The 14,386-nt window shown below is 47.2% G+C and carries 28 protein-coding genes; 27 read left to right on the top strand and 1 reads right to left on the bottom strand.

What is annotated here, in order from left to right; genetic code table 11:
• Window positions 1–2 precede the first annotated feature (2 nt).
• Complete coding sequence (locus tag L6468_RS12585) at window positions 3–653, bottom strand: hypothetical protein (protein ID WP_237793480.1); 651 nt, start codon at window positions 651–653, stop codon at window positions 3–5.
• 630 nt (window positions 654–1,283) lie between these two features.
• Here L6468_RS12585 and rplC point away from each other — a divergent pair.
• From rplC to rpsD, 27 genes are all read left to right on the top strand, one after another.
• A complete protein-coding gene (rplC, locus tag L6468_RS12580) occupies window positions 1,284–1,898 on the top strand; it encodes a 50S ribosomal protein L3 (protein ID WP_091818925.1) in 615 nt (204 codons plus the stop codon).
• A gap of 4 nt (window positions 1,899–1,902) precedes the next feature.
• Window positions 1,903–2,532, top strand: a complete 630-nt coding sequence (rplD, locus tag L6468_RS12575) for a 50S ribosomal protein L4 (protein WP_091818926.1) — start codon at window positions 1,903–1,905, stop codon at window positions 2,530–2,532.
• 17 nt (window positions 2,533–2,549) lie between these two features.
• Entirely contained in the window at window positions 2,550–2,846 is a 297-nt protein-coding gene (gene rplW, locus L6468_RS12570) for a 50S ribosomal protein L23 (RefSeq protein WP_091818927.1), read from the top strand.
• A gap of 6 nt (window positions 2,847–2,852) precedes the next feature.
• A complete protein-coding gene (rplB, locus tag L6468_RS12565; RefSeq protein ID WP_091818928.1) occupies window positions 2,853–3,680 on the top strand; it encodes a 50S ribosomal protein L2 in 828 nt (275 codons plus the stop codon).
• 22 nt (window positions 3,681–3,702) lie between these two features.
• Entirely contained in the window at window positions 3,703–3,969 is a 267-nt protein-coding gene (gene rpsS / locus L6468_RS12560; RefSeq protein WP_027448975.1) for a 30S ribosomal protein S19, read from the top strand.
• A 48-nt stretch (window positions 3,970–4,017) separates the two neighbouring features.
• Window positions 4,018–4,425, top strand: a complete 408-nt coding sequence (gene rplV / locus L6468_RS12555; RefSeq protein ID WP_091818929.1) for a 50S ribosomal protein L22 — start codon at window positions 4,018–4,020, stop codon at window positions 4,423–4,425.
• Between the two features lie 4 nt (window positions 4,426–4,429).
• Window positions 4,430–5,152 (top strand): 30S ribosomal protein S3, encoded by a 723-nt coding sequence (gene rpsC / locus L6468_RS12550; protein WP_091818930.1) that lies wholly within the window; start codon window positions 4,430–4,432, stop codon window positions 5,150–5,152.
• 25 nt (window positions 5,153–5,177) lie between these two features.
• Complete coding sequence (gene rplP / locus L6468_RS12545; protein WP_091818931.1) at window positions 5,178–5,606, top strand: 50S ribosomal protein L16; 429 nt, start codon at window positions 5,178–5,180, stop codon at window positions 5,604–5,606.
• 5 nt (window positions 5,607–5,611) lie between these two features.
• Window positions 5,612–5,806, top strand: a complete 195-nt coding sequence (gene rpmC, locus L6468_RS12540; protein ID WP_091818932.1) for a 50S ribosomal protein L29 — start codon at window positions 5,612–5,614, stop codon at window positions 5,804–5,806.
• Between the two features lie 2 nt (window positions 5,807–5,808).
• Window positions 5,809–6,075, top strand: coding sequence for a 30S ribosomal protein S17 (gene rpsQ / locus L6468_RS12535; RefSeq protein ID WP_091818933.1), 267 nt, complete (start codon window positions 5,809–5,811; stop codon window positions 6,073–6,075).
• Between the two features lie 2 nt (window positions 6,076–6,077).
• Window positions 6,078–6,443, top strand: a complete 366-nt coding sequence (gene rplN / locus L6468_RS12530) for a 50S ribosomal protein L14 (protein ID WP_091818934.1) — start codon at window positions 6,078–6,080, stop codon at window positions 6,441–6,443.
• A 21-nt stretch (window positions 6,444–6,464) separates the two neighbouring features.
• On the top strand, window positions 6,465–6,782 hold the full coding sequence (gene rplX, locus L6468_RS12525) for a 50S ribosomal protein L24 (protein ID WP_237793479.1): 318 nt from the start codon (window positions 6,465–6,467) through the stop codon (window positions 6,780–6,782).
• The gene (rplE, locus tag L6468_RS12520) at window positions 6,782–7,336 is read left to right on the top strand and encodes a 50S ribosomal protein L5 (protein WP_091818936.1); all 555 of its coding nucleotides are present in this window, start codon (window positions 6,782–6,784) and stop codon (window positions 7,334–7,336) included. The genes rplX and rplE overlap by 1 nt, the downstream gene beginning before the upstream one ends.
• Window positions 7,337–7,341: 5 nt before the next feature.
• On the top strand, window positions 7,342–7,659 hold the full coding sequence (gene rpsN / locus L6468_RS12515) for a 30S ribosomal protein S14 (protein WP_091818937.1): 318 nt from the start codon (window positions 7,342–7,344) through the stop codon (window positions 7,657–7,659).
• A gap of 70 nt (window positions 7,660–7,729) precedes the next feature.
• A complete protein-coding gene (rpsH, locus tag L6468_RS12510) occupies window positions 7,730–8,125 on the top strand; it encodes a 30S ribosomal protein S8 (protein WP_091818938.1) in 396 nt (131 codons plus the stop codon).
• A gap of 14 nt (window positions 8,126–8,139) precedes the next feature.
• Window positions 8,140–8,709, top strand: coding sequence for a 50S ribosomal protein L6 (rplF, locus tag L6468_RS12505; protein WP_091818939.1), 570 nt, complete (start codon window positions 8,140–8,142; stop codon window positions 8,707–8,709).
• A 36-nt stretch (window positions 8,710–8,745) separates the two neighbouring features.
• Window positions 8,746–9,090: a 50S ribosomal protein L18 gene (gene rplR, locus L6468_RS12500; protein ID WP_091818940.1), complete on the top strand. Its 345-nt coding sequence runs from the start codon at window positions 8,746–8,748 to the stop codon at window positions 9,088–9,090.
• 6 nt (window positions 9,091–9,096) lie between these two features.
• A complete protein-coding gene (gene rpsE, locus L6468_RS12495) occupies window positions 9,097–9,609 on the top strand; it encodes a 30S ribosomal protein S5 (RefSeq protein ID WP_091818941.1) in 513 nt (170 codons plus the stop codon).
• A 13-nt stretch (window positions 9,610–9,622) separates the two neighbouring features.
• Entirely contained in the window at window positions 9,623–9,799 is a 177-nt protein-coding gene (gene rpmD, locus L6468_RS12490; RefSeq protein WP_091818942.1) for a 50S ribosomal protein L30, read from the top strand.
• A 32-nt stretch (window positions 9,800–9,831) separates the two neighbouring features.
• Window positions 9,832–10,278 (top strand): 50S ribosomal protein L15, encoded by a 447-nt coding sequence (rplO, locus tag L6468_RS12485; protein WP_091818943.1) that lies wholly within the window; start codon window positions 9,832–9,834, stop codon window positions 10,276–10,278.
• 8 nt (window positions 10,279–10,286) lie between these two features.
• Window positions 10,287–11,630 (top strand): preprotein translocase subunit SecY, encoded by a 1,344-nt coding sequence (gene secY / locus L6468_RS12480; protein ID WP_091818944.1) that lies wholly within the window; start codon window positions 10,287–10,289, stop codon window positions 11,628–11,630.
• Window positions 11,631–11,634: 4 nt separating this feature from the next.
• Window positions 11,635–12,435: a type I methionyl aminopeptidase gene (map, locus tag L6468_RS12475; RefSeq protein ID WP_237793478.1), complete on the top strand. Its 801-nt coding sequence runs from the start codon at window positions 11,635–11,637 to the stop codon at window positions 12,433–12,435.
• A gap of 9 nt (window positions 12,436–12,444) precedes the next feature.
• Window positions 12,445–12,663 (top strand): translation initiation factor IF-1, encoded by a 219-nt coding sequence (gene infA, locus L6468_RS12470; protein WP_091818946.1) that lies wholly within the window; start codon window positions 12,445–12,447, stop codon window positions 12,661–12,663.
• A gap of 14 nt (window positions 12,664–12,677) precedes the next feature.
• Window positions 12,678–12,794 (top strand): 50S ribosomal protein L36, encoded by a 117-nt coding sequence (gene rpmJ, locus L6468_RS12465; RefSeq protein ID WP_009160995.1) that lies wholly within the window; start codon window positions 12,678–12,680, stop codon window positions 12,792–12,794.
• Between the two features lie 116 nt (window positions 12,795–12,910).
• Window positions 12,911–13,291: a 30S ribosomal protein S13 gene (rpsM, locus tag L6468_RS12460; RefSeq protein ID WP_027448994.1), complete on the top strand. Its 381-nt coding sequence runs from the start codon at window positions 12,911–12,913 to the stop codon at window positions 13,289–13,291.
• Between the two features lie 37 nt (window positions 13,292–13,328).
• On the top strand, window positions 13,329–13,718 hold the full coding sequence (gene rpsK / locus L6468_RS12455) for a 30S ribosomal protein S11 (protein ID WP_091818947.1): 390 nt from the start codon (window positions 13,329–13,331) through the stop codon (window positions 13,716–13,718).
• Window positions 13,719–13,777: 59 nt separating this feature from the next.
• Window positions 13,778–14,386, top strand: coding sequence for a 30S ribosomal protein S4 (rpsD, locus tag L6468_RS12450; RefSeq protein WP_091818948.1), 609 nt, complete (start codon window positions 13,778–13,780; stop codon window positions 14,384–14,386).

Here is a 14,386-nt window from a genome sequence, read left to right as displayed (position 1 = left end):
AACTATGAGCGTGGTAGTTGCGCAGCCAGTTGCGCGTTTGTCCTAGGCTTTGGAATAGATGCTTCTATGTCTTTAAGTTTGTTTTGAAAGGTCTTCATCTGTTTTTGATCCATACCTTTGCTATGGTCGCTTCTCATATTCTCGCGATGCCATAGCGTTTCAAATAAAGGCCATTGTACATCCATGTTTAGTTGCGTGAAGAACCATCCTGCCATGATTGCCGCCTTGGTACGCGACACCTTCGGCTGGTAGTTCTCGTTGACCAAATGGCTATCCTGTAGTAATTTCCATATAAGCATTGCCCTTTCGGTGCTTAGTTCCTGGGGTAAAACAACGGGTATGGAATTCTGTATCTGCTGCTGCGGTGTAATGGATCCCATCATCGTCCTCATCGCGTTTTCTATGTGTTGCTGCTTACGCTGTTCTTCCATGATAAGCTGTTTGTCTTCGTACTGTTTTATTTTTTTCATAGCTTCGCGCGACACATTGGGCCATTCTTGTTTGTAGAAATAAACCTTTGCTAGATCTTTGACAGCTTCTCTTGCGGCATTAGCACCACCGTTTGCAAGATGATACTCTATCGCCTCTTCCACATCCTTTTGGAAATTGTGGAGGTCTTGAGAGTGATCGGGTATGTCTTGCTGCGGTATCATTACGATTGGCGGTTTGTGGATCGTTACCTGAAAAATGTGTTGAGGGGATGGTTAACAAAATAGGACTATGTGGAATAGCAATAACAACTCGTATGGCAGATCGGCGTTTCGTCGTCCTGCCATTACCCGCCTTGGGCGTATAGGATGTTATTTTCGTGTTGTTCATGAATGCAAAATTACGTAATATTTTCCAAAAACGAACGTAAAATATACAACTATTTTTTGCATTCTTCGCAAATAGGAGAATTTTACGTAAGAATGGAAAAGGGCCTCGCGGGCGCGGGTACAATATTAAATAAGACAATCCTTGCACCCCGTATCTTCGCACCTCCGTACCCTCGATCTCTTATCTCCTAATCATAAAAAATACTAAATAATACTAATTTAGAGGTGGGTAGTATTGTGTATTCCATATAAAAGTTGTACCTTTGCACCCGCAAAAGTGGCCGTTGCGCTGGCAATTCGCTAACAACACACTGAAAAAGAGCAGTTTATGTTCCGAAAGAAAAGGAATCGGCTGTTTCTCAATTTTGTGTGCGTATAGGTGGATAAAAGGCAAAATGACACTTAAAAGCAAAAGAGAATACAATATTTATTTATAACATTTTATTATTAAAATTTTAAACTGAAATGCCAGGATTATTAGGAAGAAAAATCGGAATGACATCCGTTTTCAGTGCCGACGGTAAGAATGTACCGTGCACTGTTATCGAAGTTGGTCCTTGCGTTGTGACCCAGGTCAAGACAGTTGAGAAGGATGGCTACAAGGCTGTTCAGCTCGGTTTTGGCGAGGCAAAGGAGAAGAACACAACAAAGCCCATGATGGGTGTGTTCAAGAAGGCCGGCACAACACCTAAGGCCCACTTGGCCGAGTTCAAGTTTGAAGAGGACTACAACCTGGGTGACACCATCACCGTAGAGCTTTTCGCTGATGCAGAGTTCGTAGACGTTGTAGGTACTTCAAAAGGTAAAGGTTTTCAGGGTGTAGTTAAGCGCCACGGTTTCGGTGGTGTAGGTCAGAGCACTCACGGTCAGGACGACCGTCTGCGTAAGCCCGGTTCTATCGGTGCTTGTTCTTACCCCGCTAAGGTGTTCAAGGGTATGCGCATGGGTGGCCACATGGGTGGTGACCGCGTAACCACACAGAACCTGAAAGTATTAAAGGTGATTCCTGAGCACAACCTTCTGCTTGTGAAGGGTAGCTGCGCTGGATGCAATGGTTCAACTGTTTTAATCGAGATGTAAAGAGATGGAAGTTAGTGTATTGAATATCAACGGTCAGGAGACCGGAAGAAAGGTAACTCTGAATGAGGCTATCTTTGGTGTTGAGCCTAATGACCACGTCATTTATCTGGACGTTAAGCAGTATATGGCCAACCAGCGTCAGGGCAACGCTAAGTCAAAGGAGCGTAGCGAGATCTCTGGATCTACACGCAAACTGGGTCGTCAGAAGGGCGGCGGCGGTGCTCGTCATGGTGATATCAACTCTCCTCTGCTGCGTGGTGGTGGTCGCGTGTTCGGTCCTACACCTCGTGACTATGGCTTCAAGCTGAACAAGAAGGTTAAGCAGCTCGCTCGTAAGTCAGCTCTGACTTATAAGGCTCAGGAGAATGCTGTTCTCGTACTCGAGGACTTCAACTTTGAGGCTCCAAAGACTAAAGATTTTGTAAATATTGCTAAAAATCTGAAAGTCGATGGTAAGAAGTTGCTCTTCGTTTTGCCAGAAGCAAATAAAAACGTATATTTGTCGGCTCGCAACCTGCAGAAGGCTGAGGTGATCGAGGCTGCCAACGTGAATACCTACAAGGTACTCGACGCTGACGTTCTGGTTATCACCGAGAAGTCACTGGAGACAATCGACGGAATCTTAAACAAGTAAAAAGGAGACATTAGACTATGGCATTTATTATAAAACCCCTGGTCACTGAGAAGATGACCAAGATTACGGAGAAGCAGCCTAACCGCTATGGCTTCATCGTACGTCCTGAGGCTAATAAGATTGAGATTAAGAAGGAAGTCGAGGCTCTTTATAACGTAACCGTTGAGGATGTCAACACGGTTCGCTACGCTGGTAAGCGCAGTCAGCGTTATACAAAGGCCGGTCTCGTGAAGGGACAGAAGAACGCCTTCAAGAAGGCTATTGTCACTCTGAAAGAGGGTGAGGAAATTGATTTTTACAGCAATATTGATTAATAAAAAATGGCAGTACGTAAATTAAAGCCCGTAACTCCGGGTCAAAGACACAAAATTATTGGCACGTTCGAGGATATTACTGCATCCGTGCCAGAGAAGTCTCTCGTTTACGGTAAGCGTTCTACCGGCGGTCGAAACAACACCGGTAAGATGACTGTTCGCTACATGGGTGGCGGTCACAAGAAGAAGTATCGTCTGATCGACTTCAAGCGAGAGAAAGATGGTGTACCTGCTGTAGTAAAGACAATCGAGTACGATCCTAACCGTTCAGCTCGCATTGCACTTCTTTTCTACGCAGATGGTGAAAAACGTTACATAATTGCTCCTAATGGACTGCAGGTTGGCGCAACACTGATGTCTGGTGCGGAGGCAGCGCCCGAGGTGGGTAATGCTCTTCCCCTTGCCAACATTCCCGTAGGTACGGTGATTCACAACATTGAGCTCCGTCCTGGTCAGGGTGCACTGCTCGTTCGTTCGGCTGGTAATTTTGCTCAGTTGACTTCTCGTGAAGGAGACTATTGCGTGATTAAGCTCCCTTCAGGTGAGACACGTAAGGTCCTCTCTGCTTGTAAGGCTACTGTAGGTGCTGTAGGCAACTCTGACCACGCGCTGGAGGCATCAGGTAAGGCTGGTCGCTCTCGCTGGTTGGGACGTCGTCCTCACAACCGTGGTGTTGTTATGAACCCCCACGATCACCCAATGGGTGGTGGTGAAGGCCGTCAGTCTGGTGGACACCCACGTTCACGTAAGGGTCTGTACGCTAAGGGTCTGAAGACACGTGCACCTAAGAAGCTTTCAAACAAGTACATTATTGAAAGAGCTAACAAGAAGTAATCAAAGTAACAAGAGTTAAATTATGAGTCGTTCATTAAAGAAAGGTCCTTATATCAACGTTGCTCTCGAGAAGAAAGTTCTCGCTATGAATGAGAGCGGCAAGAAGAACGTCGTAAAGACATGGGCCAGAGCATCAATGATCTCACCCGATTTCGTGGGACACACTGTTGCAGTTCATAACGGTAACAAATTTATCCCTGTTTACATTACTGAGAACATGGTTGGTCACAAGCTCGGTGAGTTCGCACCCACACGTCGCTTCGGTGGTCACGCCGGTAACAAGAAGTAATGCTCCAGGGTGAATTAAGAATTAAGAATTAAGAATTAAGAAATTACAATGGGAGCAAGAAAACATATTAAGGCTGAAGAGAGAAAAGCAGCTCTTAAGACACAGTATTTTGCAAAGTTGAAAGGCTGTCCTTCTTCTCCGCGCAAGATGCGCTATGTCGTGGATATGATCCGTGGCATGGAGGTGAACCGCGCTTTGGGCGTGCTTCGCTTCTCAAAGAAGGCTGCTGCCGCTGATGTGGAGAAGCTTCTCCGCTCAGCTATTAATAACTGGGAGCAGAAGAATGATCGCAAGGCCGAGGCCGGCGAGTTGTTCATCACCCGCGTATTCGTTGACGAGGGCGTAACCCTGAAGCGCATGCGTCCCGCCCCACAGGGCCGTGGCTATCGTATCCGCAAGCGCAGTAACCACGTCACTCTGTTTGTTGACGCTAAAACTAACGACGTAAAAGAATAATAGAATGGGACAGAAAGTAAATCCAATTAGCAACCGTCTGGGTATCGTTAGAGGTTGGGATTCAAATTGGTTCGGAGGCAAGGACTTCGGAGATAACCTGGTAGAGGATCAGAAAATCCGTAAGTACCTCAACGAGCGTCTGGCTAAGGCTAGCGTTTCTAAGATTGTCATCGAGCGCACTTTGAAACTGATTACCATTACTATTTGCACGGCTCGTCCGGGTATCGTCATTGGTAAGGGTGGACAGGATGTAGACAACTTGAAGGATGAGCTGAAGAAGCTCTTCGACAAGGAAGTACAGATTAATATCTTTGAAGTAAAGCGTCCAGAACTTGACGCAACAATCGTTGCCACGAACATCGCTCGCCAGATCGAGGGCAAGATTGCTTATCGTCGTGCTATCAAGCAGGCTGTGGCCAACACCATGCGCGCTGGTGCCGAGGGTATCAAGGTTCAGATCTCAGGTCGTCTTAACGGTGCTGAAATCGCACGCAGCGAGATGATCAAGGAGGGCCGTACTCCCCTGCACACATTCCGTGCTGACATCGACTTCTGCCAGGCAGAGGCTCTGACTAAGGTTGGTCTGCTGGGCATCAAGGTCTGGATTTGCCGTGGTGAAGTTTACGGCAAGGTTGACCTCGCTCCTAACTTCTCTCAGGAGAAGCAGAGTGGCCGTGGCAACGGAGGTAACAATGGTGGCCGTAAGTTCCGCAATAAGAAGAAGTAATTAATTATTAAAGAAAGAAGCTATCATGTTACAACCAAAAAGAGTAAGATATAGAAGGCCTCAGGATGGACGTGGCAACAAAGGCAACGCCCACAGAGGTACAACACTGGCTTTCGGATCTTTCGGTATCAAGACACTTGACGCTAAATGGATCGACAGCCGCCAGATTGAGGCTGCCCGTGTGGCCATCAATCGTTACATGAACCGTGAAGGTCAGGTTTGGATCCGCATCTTCCCCGACAAACCCATCACTCGTAAGCCTGCTGACGTACGTATGGGTAAGGGTAAGGGTGATCCCGCAGGATGGGTTGCACCTGTAACTCCTGGTCGTATCCTCTTCGAAGTGGAAGGCGTACCTTTTGAGATCGCCAAGGAGGCTCTTCGCCTCGGTGCTCAGAAGCTGCCTGTTAAGACCAAGTTTGTTGTAAGACGTGACTACGATAAAAACGCTTAATTAGTATGAAGACGAAGGAAATTAAGGAGCTTGAGACCAAAGAATTGGCCGAGCGTTTGGAGACTGAGGTTGCTAAGTACAACCAGATGAAGTTCAATCACAACGTAACTCCGCTGGAGAACCCATCACTGATTAAGGCTGCACGTCGTGATATCGCACGCATGAAGACGGAACTCCGTCAGAGAGAACTTAACAAATAACAATGGTCCAGATGGAAACAAGAAATTTAAGAAAGACAAGACAGGGTGTCGTTATCAGCAACAAAATGGATAAAACCATTGTTATTGCCGCTAAGTTCAAGGAGAAGCACCCTATTTATGGTAAGTTCGTTCAGAAAACGAAGAAATACCATGTACATGATGAGAAGAATGAGTGCAATGTAGGTGATACAGTGCTCATTATGGAAACCCGCCCTCTGTCTAAGACAAAGCGCTGGAGATTAGTTCAAATCGTTGAAAAGGCTAAGTAATTATGATACAGACAGAATCAAGACTTACAGTATGTGATAACAGCGGTGCACGCGAGGCTCTCTGCATCCGTGTGCTGGGTGGTACCCGCCGCCGTTATGCCAGTGTAGGCGACGTGATTGTCGTTGCTATCAAGAACGCAATCCCTACTAGTGATGTGAAAAAGGGTGCAGTGTCGAAGGCTCTGATTGTTCGCACTAAGAAGGAAATCCGTCGTGCTGACGGTTCTTACATCCGTTTTGATGACAATGCATGCGTACTGCTGAACAATGCTGGTGAGCTCCGTGGTAGCCGTATCTTCGGTCCCGTGGCTCGTGAGCTGCGCGCAGTTAACATGAAGGTCGTTTCTTTGGCACCTGAGGTTCTTTAACATTAAAAAGATTAAAAAGTAATGAGCAAGTTACATATCAAGAAAAACGATACAGTCATGGTCCTGGCCGGTGAGGACAAGGGCAAGACTGGTAAGGTGCTGAAGGTCTTGGTAGAGAAGCAGCGTGCTATTGTTGAGGGTATCAATATCGTCAACAAGAGCACAAAGCCCAGCGCCAAGAATCCTCAGGGAGGTTTCGAGAAAGTCGAGGCTCCTATTCATATTTCTAACTTAAGTTTGATTGACCCCAAGAGTGGCAAGGCTACCCGTGTTGCTATCAAGCACGAGGGTAAGAACGTCATCCGCGTGGCAAAAAAATCAGGAGAGGAGATTAAGTAATGAATACAGCACAACTGAAGAAAACTTATGCCGAGCAGATCGCTCCGGCTCTGATGAAGCAGTTCAACTATAGTTCTGCTATGCAGATTCCTGCCCTGAAGAAGATTGTCGTAAACCAGGGTCTGGGCGACGCTACTCAGGATAAGAAGATTATCGAGGTAGCTATCAACGAGATTTCTGCCATCACTGGTCAGAAGGCCGTTGCTACATATTCTAAGAAGGATATCGCAAACTTCAAACTCCGTAAGAAGATGCCTATCGGCGTTATGGTAACACTGCGTCGTGAGCGCATGTACGAGTTCCTCGAGAGACTCGTTCGCATCGCTCTGCCCCGTATCCGTGACTTCAAGGGTATCGAGAGCAAGTTCGACGGTCGTGGTAACTACACACTGGGTATCCAGGAGCAGATTATCTTCCCCGAGATCAATATCGATTCAGTAGATCGCATCCAGGGTATGAACATCACCTTCGTTACATCGGCTCAGACCGACGAGGAGGGTTATGCTCTGCTGAAGGCTTTCGGTCTCCCATTCAAGAACGCTAAAAACGACTAAGAGATATGGCAAAAGAATCAATGAAGGCCCGCGAGGTAAAGCGCGCCAAGCTCGTTGCCCGCTATGCTGAGAAGCGTGCTGCACTGAAGAAGGTAATCGCTACTGCCGACGTTAACACCGAGGAAGGTGCTATGGCTGCCTACGAGGCTGCCCGCAAGCTGCAGGAGATTCCCCGCAACGCTAACCCCATCCGTCTGCACAACCGTTGCAAGGTGACAGGTCGTCCAAAGGGTTACATGCGTCAGTTCGGTCTCTCTCGTATTCAGTTCCGTGAGATGGCATCAAACGGTCTGATTCCCGGAGTGAAGAAGGCTAGCTGGTAATCAAAAAAAGAGATTTTCATTTTTATTTAATATTGTCGGGGGAGTCCCGATTAATTAAACAATTATTTTTATGACAGATCCAATAGCAGATTTTCTGACGAGGTTGAGAAACGCAATCATGGCTAATCACCGTGTTGTGGAAGTACCAGCTTCAAACTTGAAGAAGGAAATTACTAAGATCCTCTTCGAGAAGGGTTACATTCTGAACTACAAGTTCGTTGAGGATGGCCCTCAGGGTACTATCAAGGTTGCCTTGAAGTATGATCCTGTAACAAAAGAGAACGCCATCAAGTTCTTGAAGCGCGTATCTACACCAGGTCTCCGTAAGTACACTGGTTACAAAGATATGCCGAGAGTTATTAACGGACTGGGTATCGCTATCTTATCCACGTCTAAAGGTGTAATGACAGACAAAGAGGCCGCAGCCCTGAAGATCGGTGGTGAGGTACTTTGCTACGTTTATTAATTGGAGGATAGAATATGTCAAGAATAGGAAAATTGCCAATTAGTATTCCTGCTGGCGTAACAGTCGCTCAGGATAAGGACGGAGTCGTTACCGTTAAGGGTCCCAAGGGTGAACTCTCTCAGAAAGTCGACAAGTCAATCATCGTTAAGATTGAGGACGGTCACGTAACTTTCGAAGTTGACGAGAACAGCCCTGTTAACTACAAGCAGAAGCAGGCTTTCCATGGCCTCTACCGCGCACTCGTTAACAACATGGTTGTTGGCGTAAGCGAGGGTTACAAGAAGGAGATGGAGCTCGTAGGTGTAGGTTACCGTGTTTCTAATCAGGGTAACATCATCGAGTTCGCTCTGGGTTATACTCACCCCATCTTCATCCAGCTTCCTAAGGAGGTTAAGGTTGAGACAAAGTCTGAGCGTAACCAGAATCCTCAGATTATCCTCGAGTCTTGCGACAAGCAGCTCCTCGGACTTATTTGTGCTAAAATTCGTTCTTTCCGCAAGCCTGAGCCTTATAAAGGAAAGGGTATCTTGTTCCAGGGTGAGGTTATCCGTCGTAAGTCGGGTAAGTCAGCATCAGCTAAGTAATTAAGAATTAAGAACTAAGATTAAGAATTCAAGATTATGACGACTAAGAAAGTAGAAAGACGAATTAAGATCAAATATAGAATTCGTAAGAGCGTGTTCGGTACAGCCGAGCGTCCTCGTATGAGCGTGTTCCGCAGCAACAAGCAGATCTACGTTCAGGTGATTAACGATTTGGAAGGTAAAACACTTGCATCTGCATCTTCTGCTGGCCTCGAGGCTATGCCTAAGATTGAGCAGGCTGCCAAGGTTGGTGAGATGATCGCCGCTAAGGCTAAGGAGGCTGGCGTAGAGTCAGTTGTCTTCGACCGTAACGGTTATCTGTATCACGGCCGCGTGAAGTCTCTCGCTGATGCAGCTCGTAAAGGTGGACTTAATTTTTAAACGATTATGGCAATGAACAAAGTTAGAGTAAATAGTGACGTTGAACTGAAAGACAGACTGGTTGCCATCAACCGTGTAACTAAGGTAACCAAGGGTGGTCGCACCTTCACATTCGCAGCTATCGTTGTTGTCGGCGACGGCAATGGCGTAATCGGCTGGGGCCTGGGTAAGGCTGGTGAAGTAACAGCTGCTATCGCCAAGGGTGTAGAGTCTGCCAAGAAGAATCTTGTTAAGGTTCCCGTGCTCAAGGGTACTATCCCTCACGAGATGGAAGCACGCTTCGGTGGTGCTCAGGTATTCCTGAAGCCCGCTGCTGCCGGTACCGGTCTTGTAGCCGGTGGTGCTATGCGTGCCGTTCTGGAGAGCGTTGGTATTAAGGATGTGCTTGCTAAGTCTAAGGGTTCTTCTAACCCCCACAACTTGGTGAAGGCTACCATCGAGGCCCTGAGCCAGATGCGTGACGCTTACACCGTTGCAGGCAATCGTGGTATCAGCATGAACAAAGTATTCAACGGATAAGGAGGTATAGACTATGGCAACAATTAAGATTCAGCAGATTAAGAGTAAGATCGGTTATCCCGTTGACCAGAAGCGTACCCTCGAGGCACTTGGCCTTCGTAAGATCGGCCAGGTCGTTGAGAAGGAAGATTCTCCCGCTCTCCGTGGTATGATTCGCAAGGTTCATCATCTGGTGACCGTTATTGACTAAACAGTAATAACACATTAAAACAGAATTCGATTATGAAACTGAATAATTTGAAACCTGCAGAGGGCTCTACCCACGCACGTCGCAGAATCGGTCGCGGACCTGGTTCAGGTCTGGGCGGTACTTCTACCCGTGGTCACAAGGGTGCCAAGGCTCGCTCTGGTTATAAGAGAAAGATTGGTTTTGAAGGTGGTCAGATGCCTTTGCAGCGTCGTGTTCCGAAGTCTGGTTTCAAGAACATCAACCACAAGGAGTACTTTGCTGTTAACCTCTCTACTCTCCAGAAACTGGCAGAGGAGAAGAACCTCACTAAGATCGGTGTTGCTGAGTTGGTGGCTGCTGGCCTGACCAACGGCAAGGAACTGGTTAAGGTTCTTGGTAACGGCGAGCTCAAGGCTAAGGTTGACGTGGAGGCTAATGCCTTCTCAAAGACCGCTGAGGAAGCAATCAAAGCAGTAGGTGGAAACGCAACAATAATCTAAAAACGAAAATGAAGAAGTTAATAGACACCCTAAAGAACATCTGGAAGATCGAGGATCTGCGTCAGCGCATCCTTATCACAGTATTGTTTGTCGCAATCTACCGTTTCGGTACAAAGATTGTGCTTCCAGGTATTGATTACAATGGACTGGATGAATTACAGAACCAGACTGCAACAGGTCTGATGTCACTGCTGGATATGTTCTCGGGTGGCGCATTTTCTCACGCGTCAATCTTCGCGTTGGGTATTATGCCTTACATCTCGGCTTCTATCGTTATGCAGCTTCTCGCTGTCGCTGTACCTTATTTCCAGAAGATGCAGCGCGAGGGTGAGAGCGGCCGTAAAAAGATTTCAGCTTATACTCGGTACCTGACAGTAGCAATCCTGCTGTTCCAGGCACCGAGCTACCTCTTTAACCTGAAGTTCCAGGTTGGTCCTGCCCTTGCTTCGGGCATCGACTGGCCTGTTTTCATGGTTCCCGCTACCATCATCCTTGCTGCAGGTAGTATGTTTATCCTGTGGCTGGGTGAGCGCATAACAGATAAGGGTATTGGTAATGGTGTATCTCTGATCATTATGATCGGTATCATCGCCCGTCTGCCGAACGCTTTCTTCCAGGAGGCTGGCTCACGTTTCGCTGCCGCTACAGGTGGTGGTCTGGTGATGTTCCTCATTGAGATTATCATCCTCTACGCCGTTGTTTGCGCCGCTATTGTTTTGGTGCAGGGTGTTCGCAAGATCCCCGTGCAGTATGCAAAGCGTGTCGTTGGCAATAAGCAGTATGGTGGTGCACGTCAGTACATCCCCCTCAAGCTCTTTGCTGCTAACGTGATGCCTATCATCTTCGCACAGGCACTCATGTTCATCCCCTTAGCCATTGTACAGTATGCTAATCCTCAGGAGGCAAGCTGGTTCACTCGCTCGCTCATGGATCACCAGAGCTGGCTCTATAATGTGATCTTCGCTGTCCTGATCATCGCATTCACTTACTTCTATACTGCCATCACTCTGAATCCTACTCAGATGGCAGAGGATATGAAGCGTAACAATGGTTTCATTCCTGGCGTGAAGCCCGGTAAGGATACCGCTGACTACATTGACACGGTGATGTCGCGCATTACACTGCCTGGCTCACTGTTCATCGCATTCATCGCTATCATGCCTGCTTTTGCCGGACTGTTGGATGTTAAACAGGAGTTTGCTCAGTTCTTCGGTGGTACATCTTTGTTGATTCTCGTTGGTGTGGTACTCGATACCCTCCAGCAGATTGAGAGTCACCTCCTGATGCGCCATTATGATGGTCTGCTTAATTCTGGTCGTATCCACGGCCGCGGTGGTGTAGCAGCTTACTAAGCGAATGAAGATATTTCTGAAGACTGAAGATGAAATTGAGCTGATGCGCCAGGCCAACCAGCTGGTTGGAAAAACCCTTGGCGAATTGGCAAAACATATAAAACCTGGTGTAACGACCCTCCAGTTGGATCGTGTGGCCGATGAGTTTATTCGCGACCATGGTGCTATCCCGACTTTCAAGGGTTTCCCCAATCCATATGGAGGGCCGTTTCCTGCCAGTATCTGCACATCGGTGAATGATGTCGTGGTTCATGGCGTCCCCGATGAGGAGACAGTGCTGAAGGACGGAGATATTATCTCAATCGACTGTGGCACACTCCTGAATGGCTTCAATGGCGACTCTTGCTATACGTTCTGCGTGGGCGAGGTGTCAGACGAGGTCAAGAAACTGCTCCGGGTGACCAAGGAGTCGCTCTACAAGGGCATTGAGAATGCAGTGGCAGGAAAGCATATAGGTGATATCGGCAGCGCCGTTCAGGACTACTGTGAGGCCGAAGGCTACGGAGTGGTGCGTGAACTGACAGGACACGGTATCGGCAGGGAGATGCATGAAGACCCGCAAGTGCCTAACTATGGAAGACGTGGTAATGGTGTGATGTTGAAGGCTAACATGTGTATCGCTATCGAACCGATGATTACGATGGGCAAGCGCGACATCTATCTGAAACAAGATCGCTGGAGCATTTGTACACGTGACGGCAAACCGGCTGCTCATTTCGAACATACGATTTGCGTCCGCAAAGGCAAGGCCGAGATTTTATCATCATTTGAAGAAGTTGAATCATTAGAAGGTATAATTTACTAATAGCAAAGCATGGCAAAACAATCCGCTATTGAGCAGGATGGAACAATTATCGAGTCGCTCTCGAATGCAATGTTCCGCGTAGAACTAGAGAATGGTGTGCAGATCATTGCACATATTTCAGGTAAGATGCGTATGCACTACATCCGTATCCTCCCTGGCGACAAGGTCAAGGTAGAGATGAGTCCCTACGATTTGACAAAAGGAAGAATTGTTTTTCGATACAAATAAATTTATTAAGAGATATGAAAACAAGAGCATCGTTGAAGAAGCGCACCCCCGATTGCAAAATCGTACGTCGTAAGGGTCGCCTGTTCGTTATCAACAAGAAGAACCCTAAGTACAAGATGCGTCAGGGTTAAAAAAAACTAAAATAGCATAGCAAAGTGCGGAGGTTTGCGAAAATCTTCGTACCTTTGTGCGCTTTTTAGTAGAAATTCGAATTTTACACATTATTAATTATCTTTTATATTAACAAATGGCAATAAGAATTGTTGGAGTAGATTTGCCCCAGAACAAGCGTGGCGAAATCGCATTGACCTATATCTATGGTATCGGTCGAAGTAGTTCAGCAAAGATATTGGATAAGGCAGGCGTCAGCCGCGACCTGAAGGTTAGCGAGTGGAACGACGACCAGGCAGCTAAAATCCGTGAAATTATCGGCGCTGAATTCAAAGTAGAAGGTGATCTCCGCAGTGAGATCCAGTTGAATATCAAGCGACTGATGGATATTGGTTGCTATCGTGGAGTCCGTCATCGTAATGGTCTTCCTGTTCGCGGTCAGAGCACCAAGAACAATGCTCGTACTCGTAAGGGTAAGAAGAAGACTGTTGCTAACAAGAAGAAGGCTACGAAGTAATTCTGTTAAACATTAAAAATTAGAGATTAAAAGAATTATGGCAAAGAAAACAGTCACTTCAAAGAAAAGAAACGTGAAGGTAACGGCCATCGGTCAGTTGCACGTTCACAGCTCTTTCAATAATATTATCGTTTCGTTGGCTAATGACGAGGGTCAGATCATCTCTTGGTCATCAGCTGGTAAGATGGGCTTCCGTGGTTCTAAGAAGAACACTCCTTATGCTGCTCAGATGGCTGCAGAGGATTGCGCTAAGGTTGCTTTCGACCTGGGTCTGCGCAAGGTAAAGGCTTATGTTAAAGGTCCCGGTAATGGCCGTGAGTCAGCTATCCGTGCCGTACACGGTGCTGGCATCGAGGTTATCGAGATTGTTGACGTAACTCCACTGCCACACAACGGCTGTCGTCCTCCAAAGCGTCGTCGCGTATAATAATAGGACGATATAACGTAATAACGATATAACGTAATAACGAAACATTTTTATAGTATATGGCAAAGTATATTGGACCGAAATCTAAAATTGCACGCCGTTTTGGTGAACCCATCTTCGGCGCTGACAAAGTTTTGTCTAGGAGAAACTTCCCTCCTGGACAGCATGGCAATAACCGCCGCCGCAAGCAGTCGGAGTATGCTGTCATGCTGGCAGAGAAGCAGAAAGCCAAGTACACTTATGGAGTGCTTGAGCGCCAGTTCCGCATCTTGTTTGAGAAAGCTGCAAAGGCTGACGGTATCACCGGTGAGGTGCTGCTGCAGTTGCTGGAGTGCCGTCTCGACAATGTTGTGTTCCGTCTGGGACTTGCTCCTACCCGTGCCGCTGCCCGTCAGCTGGTAGGTCACCGTCACATCGTTGTTGATGGTAAGGTAGTTAACATTCCTTCGTACTCTGTGAAGGCTGGTCAGGTGATCGGTGTTCGTGAGAAGTCTAAGTCTCTCGAAGTTATCGGTGACGCTCTGGCTGGTTTCAATCACAGCAAATATCCCTGGATCGAGTGGGACGAGAATCAGAAGGCCGGTAAGTTCTTGCACCGTCCTGACCGTGCCGACATCCCCGAGAGCATTAAGGAGCAGTTAATCGTTGAGTTGTACTCTAAGAACTAA

Source organism: Prevotella communis (genome assembly GCF_022024115.1).
Classification (GTDB): domain Bacteria; phylum Bacteroidota; class Bacteroidia; order Bacteroidales; family Bacteroidaceae; genus Prevotella; species Prevotella communis.
The sequence above is the reverse complement of the archived record's forward strand: the minus strand, read 5'-3'. Positions and strand labels throughout refer to the sequence as shown.

Coding starts and splice junctions, on each gene's coding strand:
- rplC (WP_091818925.1), top strand. CDS start 1,284: ATGCCAGGATTATTAGGAAGAAAAATCGGAATGACATCCGTTTTCAGT.
- rpmD (WP_091818942.1), top strand. CDS start 9,623: ATGGCAACAATTAAGATTCAGCAGATTAAGAGTAAGATCGGTTATCCC.
- rpsH (WP_091818938.1), top strand. CDS start 7,730: ATGACAGATCCAATAGCAGATTTTCTGACGAGGTTGAGAAACGCAATC.
- rplV (WP_091818929.1), top strand. CDS start 4,018: ATGGGAGCAAGAAAACATATTAAGGCTGAAGAGAGAAAAGCAGCTCTT.
- rplP (WP_091818931.1), top strand. CDS start 5,178: ATGTTACAACCAAAAAGAGTAAGATATAGAAGGCCTCAGGATGGACGT.
- secY (WP_091818944.1), top strand. CDS start 10,287: ATGAAGAAGTTAATAGACACCCTAAAGAACATCTGGAAGATCGAGGAT.
- rpsM (WP_027448994.1), top strand. CDS start 12,911: ATGGCAATAAGAATTGTTGGAGTAGATTTGCCCCAGAACAAGCGTGGC.
- rpsC (WP_091818930.1), top strand. CDS start 4,430: ATGGGACAGAAAGTAAATCCAATTAGCAACCGTCTGGGTATCGTTAGA.
- rplF (WP_091818939.1), top strand. CDS start 8,140: ATGTCAAGAATAGGAAAATTGCCAATTAGTATTCCTGCTGGCGTAACA.
- rplN (WP_091818934.1), top strand. CDS start 6,078: ATGATACAGACAGAATCAAGACTTACAGTATGTGATAACAGCGGTGCA.
- rpsE (WP_091818941.1), top strand. CDS start 9,097: ATGGCAATGAACAAAGTTAGAGTAAATAGTGACGTTGAACTGAAAGAC.
- rplO (WP_091818943.1), top strand. CDS start 9,832: ATGAAACTGAATAATTTGAAACCTGCAGAGGGCTCTACCCACGCACGT.
- rpsN (WP_091818937.1), top strand. CDS start 7,342: ATGGCAAAAGAATCAATGAAGGCCCGCGAGGTAAAGCGCGCCAAGCTC.
- rplE (WP_091818936.1), top strand. CDS start 6,782: ATGAATACAGCACAACTGAAGAAAACTTATGCCGAGCAGATCGCTCCG.
- map (WP_237793478.1), top strand. CDS start 11,635: ATGAAGATATTTCTGAAGACTGAAGATGAAATTGAGCTGATGCGCCAG.
- rpsD (WP_091818948.1), top strand. CDS start 13,778: ATGGCAAAGTATATTGGACCGAAATCTAAAATTGCACGCCGTTTTGGT.
- rpsS (WP_027448975.1), top strand. CDS start 3,703: ATGAGTCGTTCATTAAAGAAAGGTCCTTATATCAACGTTGCTCTCGAG.
- rplB (WP_091818928.1), top strand. CDS start 2,853: ATGGCAGTACGTAAATTAAAGCCCGTAACTCCGGGTCAAAGACACAAA.
- rpmC (WP_091818932.1), top strand. CDS start 5,612: ATGAAGACGAAGGAAATTAAGGAGCTTGAGACCAAAGAATTGGCCGAG.
- rplX (WP_237793479.1), top strand. CDS start 6,465: ATGAGCAAGTTACATATCAAGAAAAACGATACAGTCATGGTCCTGGCC.
- rpsK (WP_091818947.1), top strand. CDS start 13,329: ATGGCAAAGAAAACAGTCACTTCAAAGAAAAGAAACGTGAAGGTAACG.
- rplR (WP_091818940.1), top strand. CDS start 8,746: ATGACGACTAAGAAAGTAGAAAGACGAATTAAGATCAAATATAGAATT.
- rplD (WP_091818926.1), top strand. CDS start 1,903: ATGGAAGTTAGTGTATTGAATATCAACGGTCAGGAGACCGGAAGAAAG.
- L6468_RS12585 (WP_237793480.1), bottom strand. CDS start 653: ATGATACCGCAGCAAGACATACCCGATCACTCTCAAGACCTCCACAAT.
- rpmJ (WP_009160995.1), top strand. CDS start 12,678: ATGAAAACAAGAGCATCGTTGAAGAAGCGCACCCCCGATTGCAAAATC.
- rplW (WP_091818927.1), top strand. CDS start 2,550: ATGGCATTTATTATAAAACCCCTGGTCACTGAGAAGATGACCAAGATT.
- infA (WP_091818946.1), top strand. CDS start 12,445: ATGGCAAAACAATCCGCTATTGAGCAGGATGGAACAATTATCGAGTCG.
- rpsQ (WP_091818933.1), top strand. CDS start 5,809: ATGGTCCAGATGGAAACAAGAAATTTAAGAAAGACAAGACAGGGTGTC.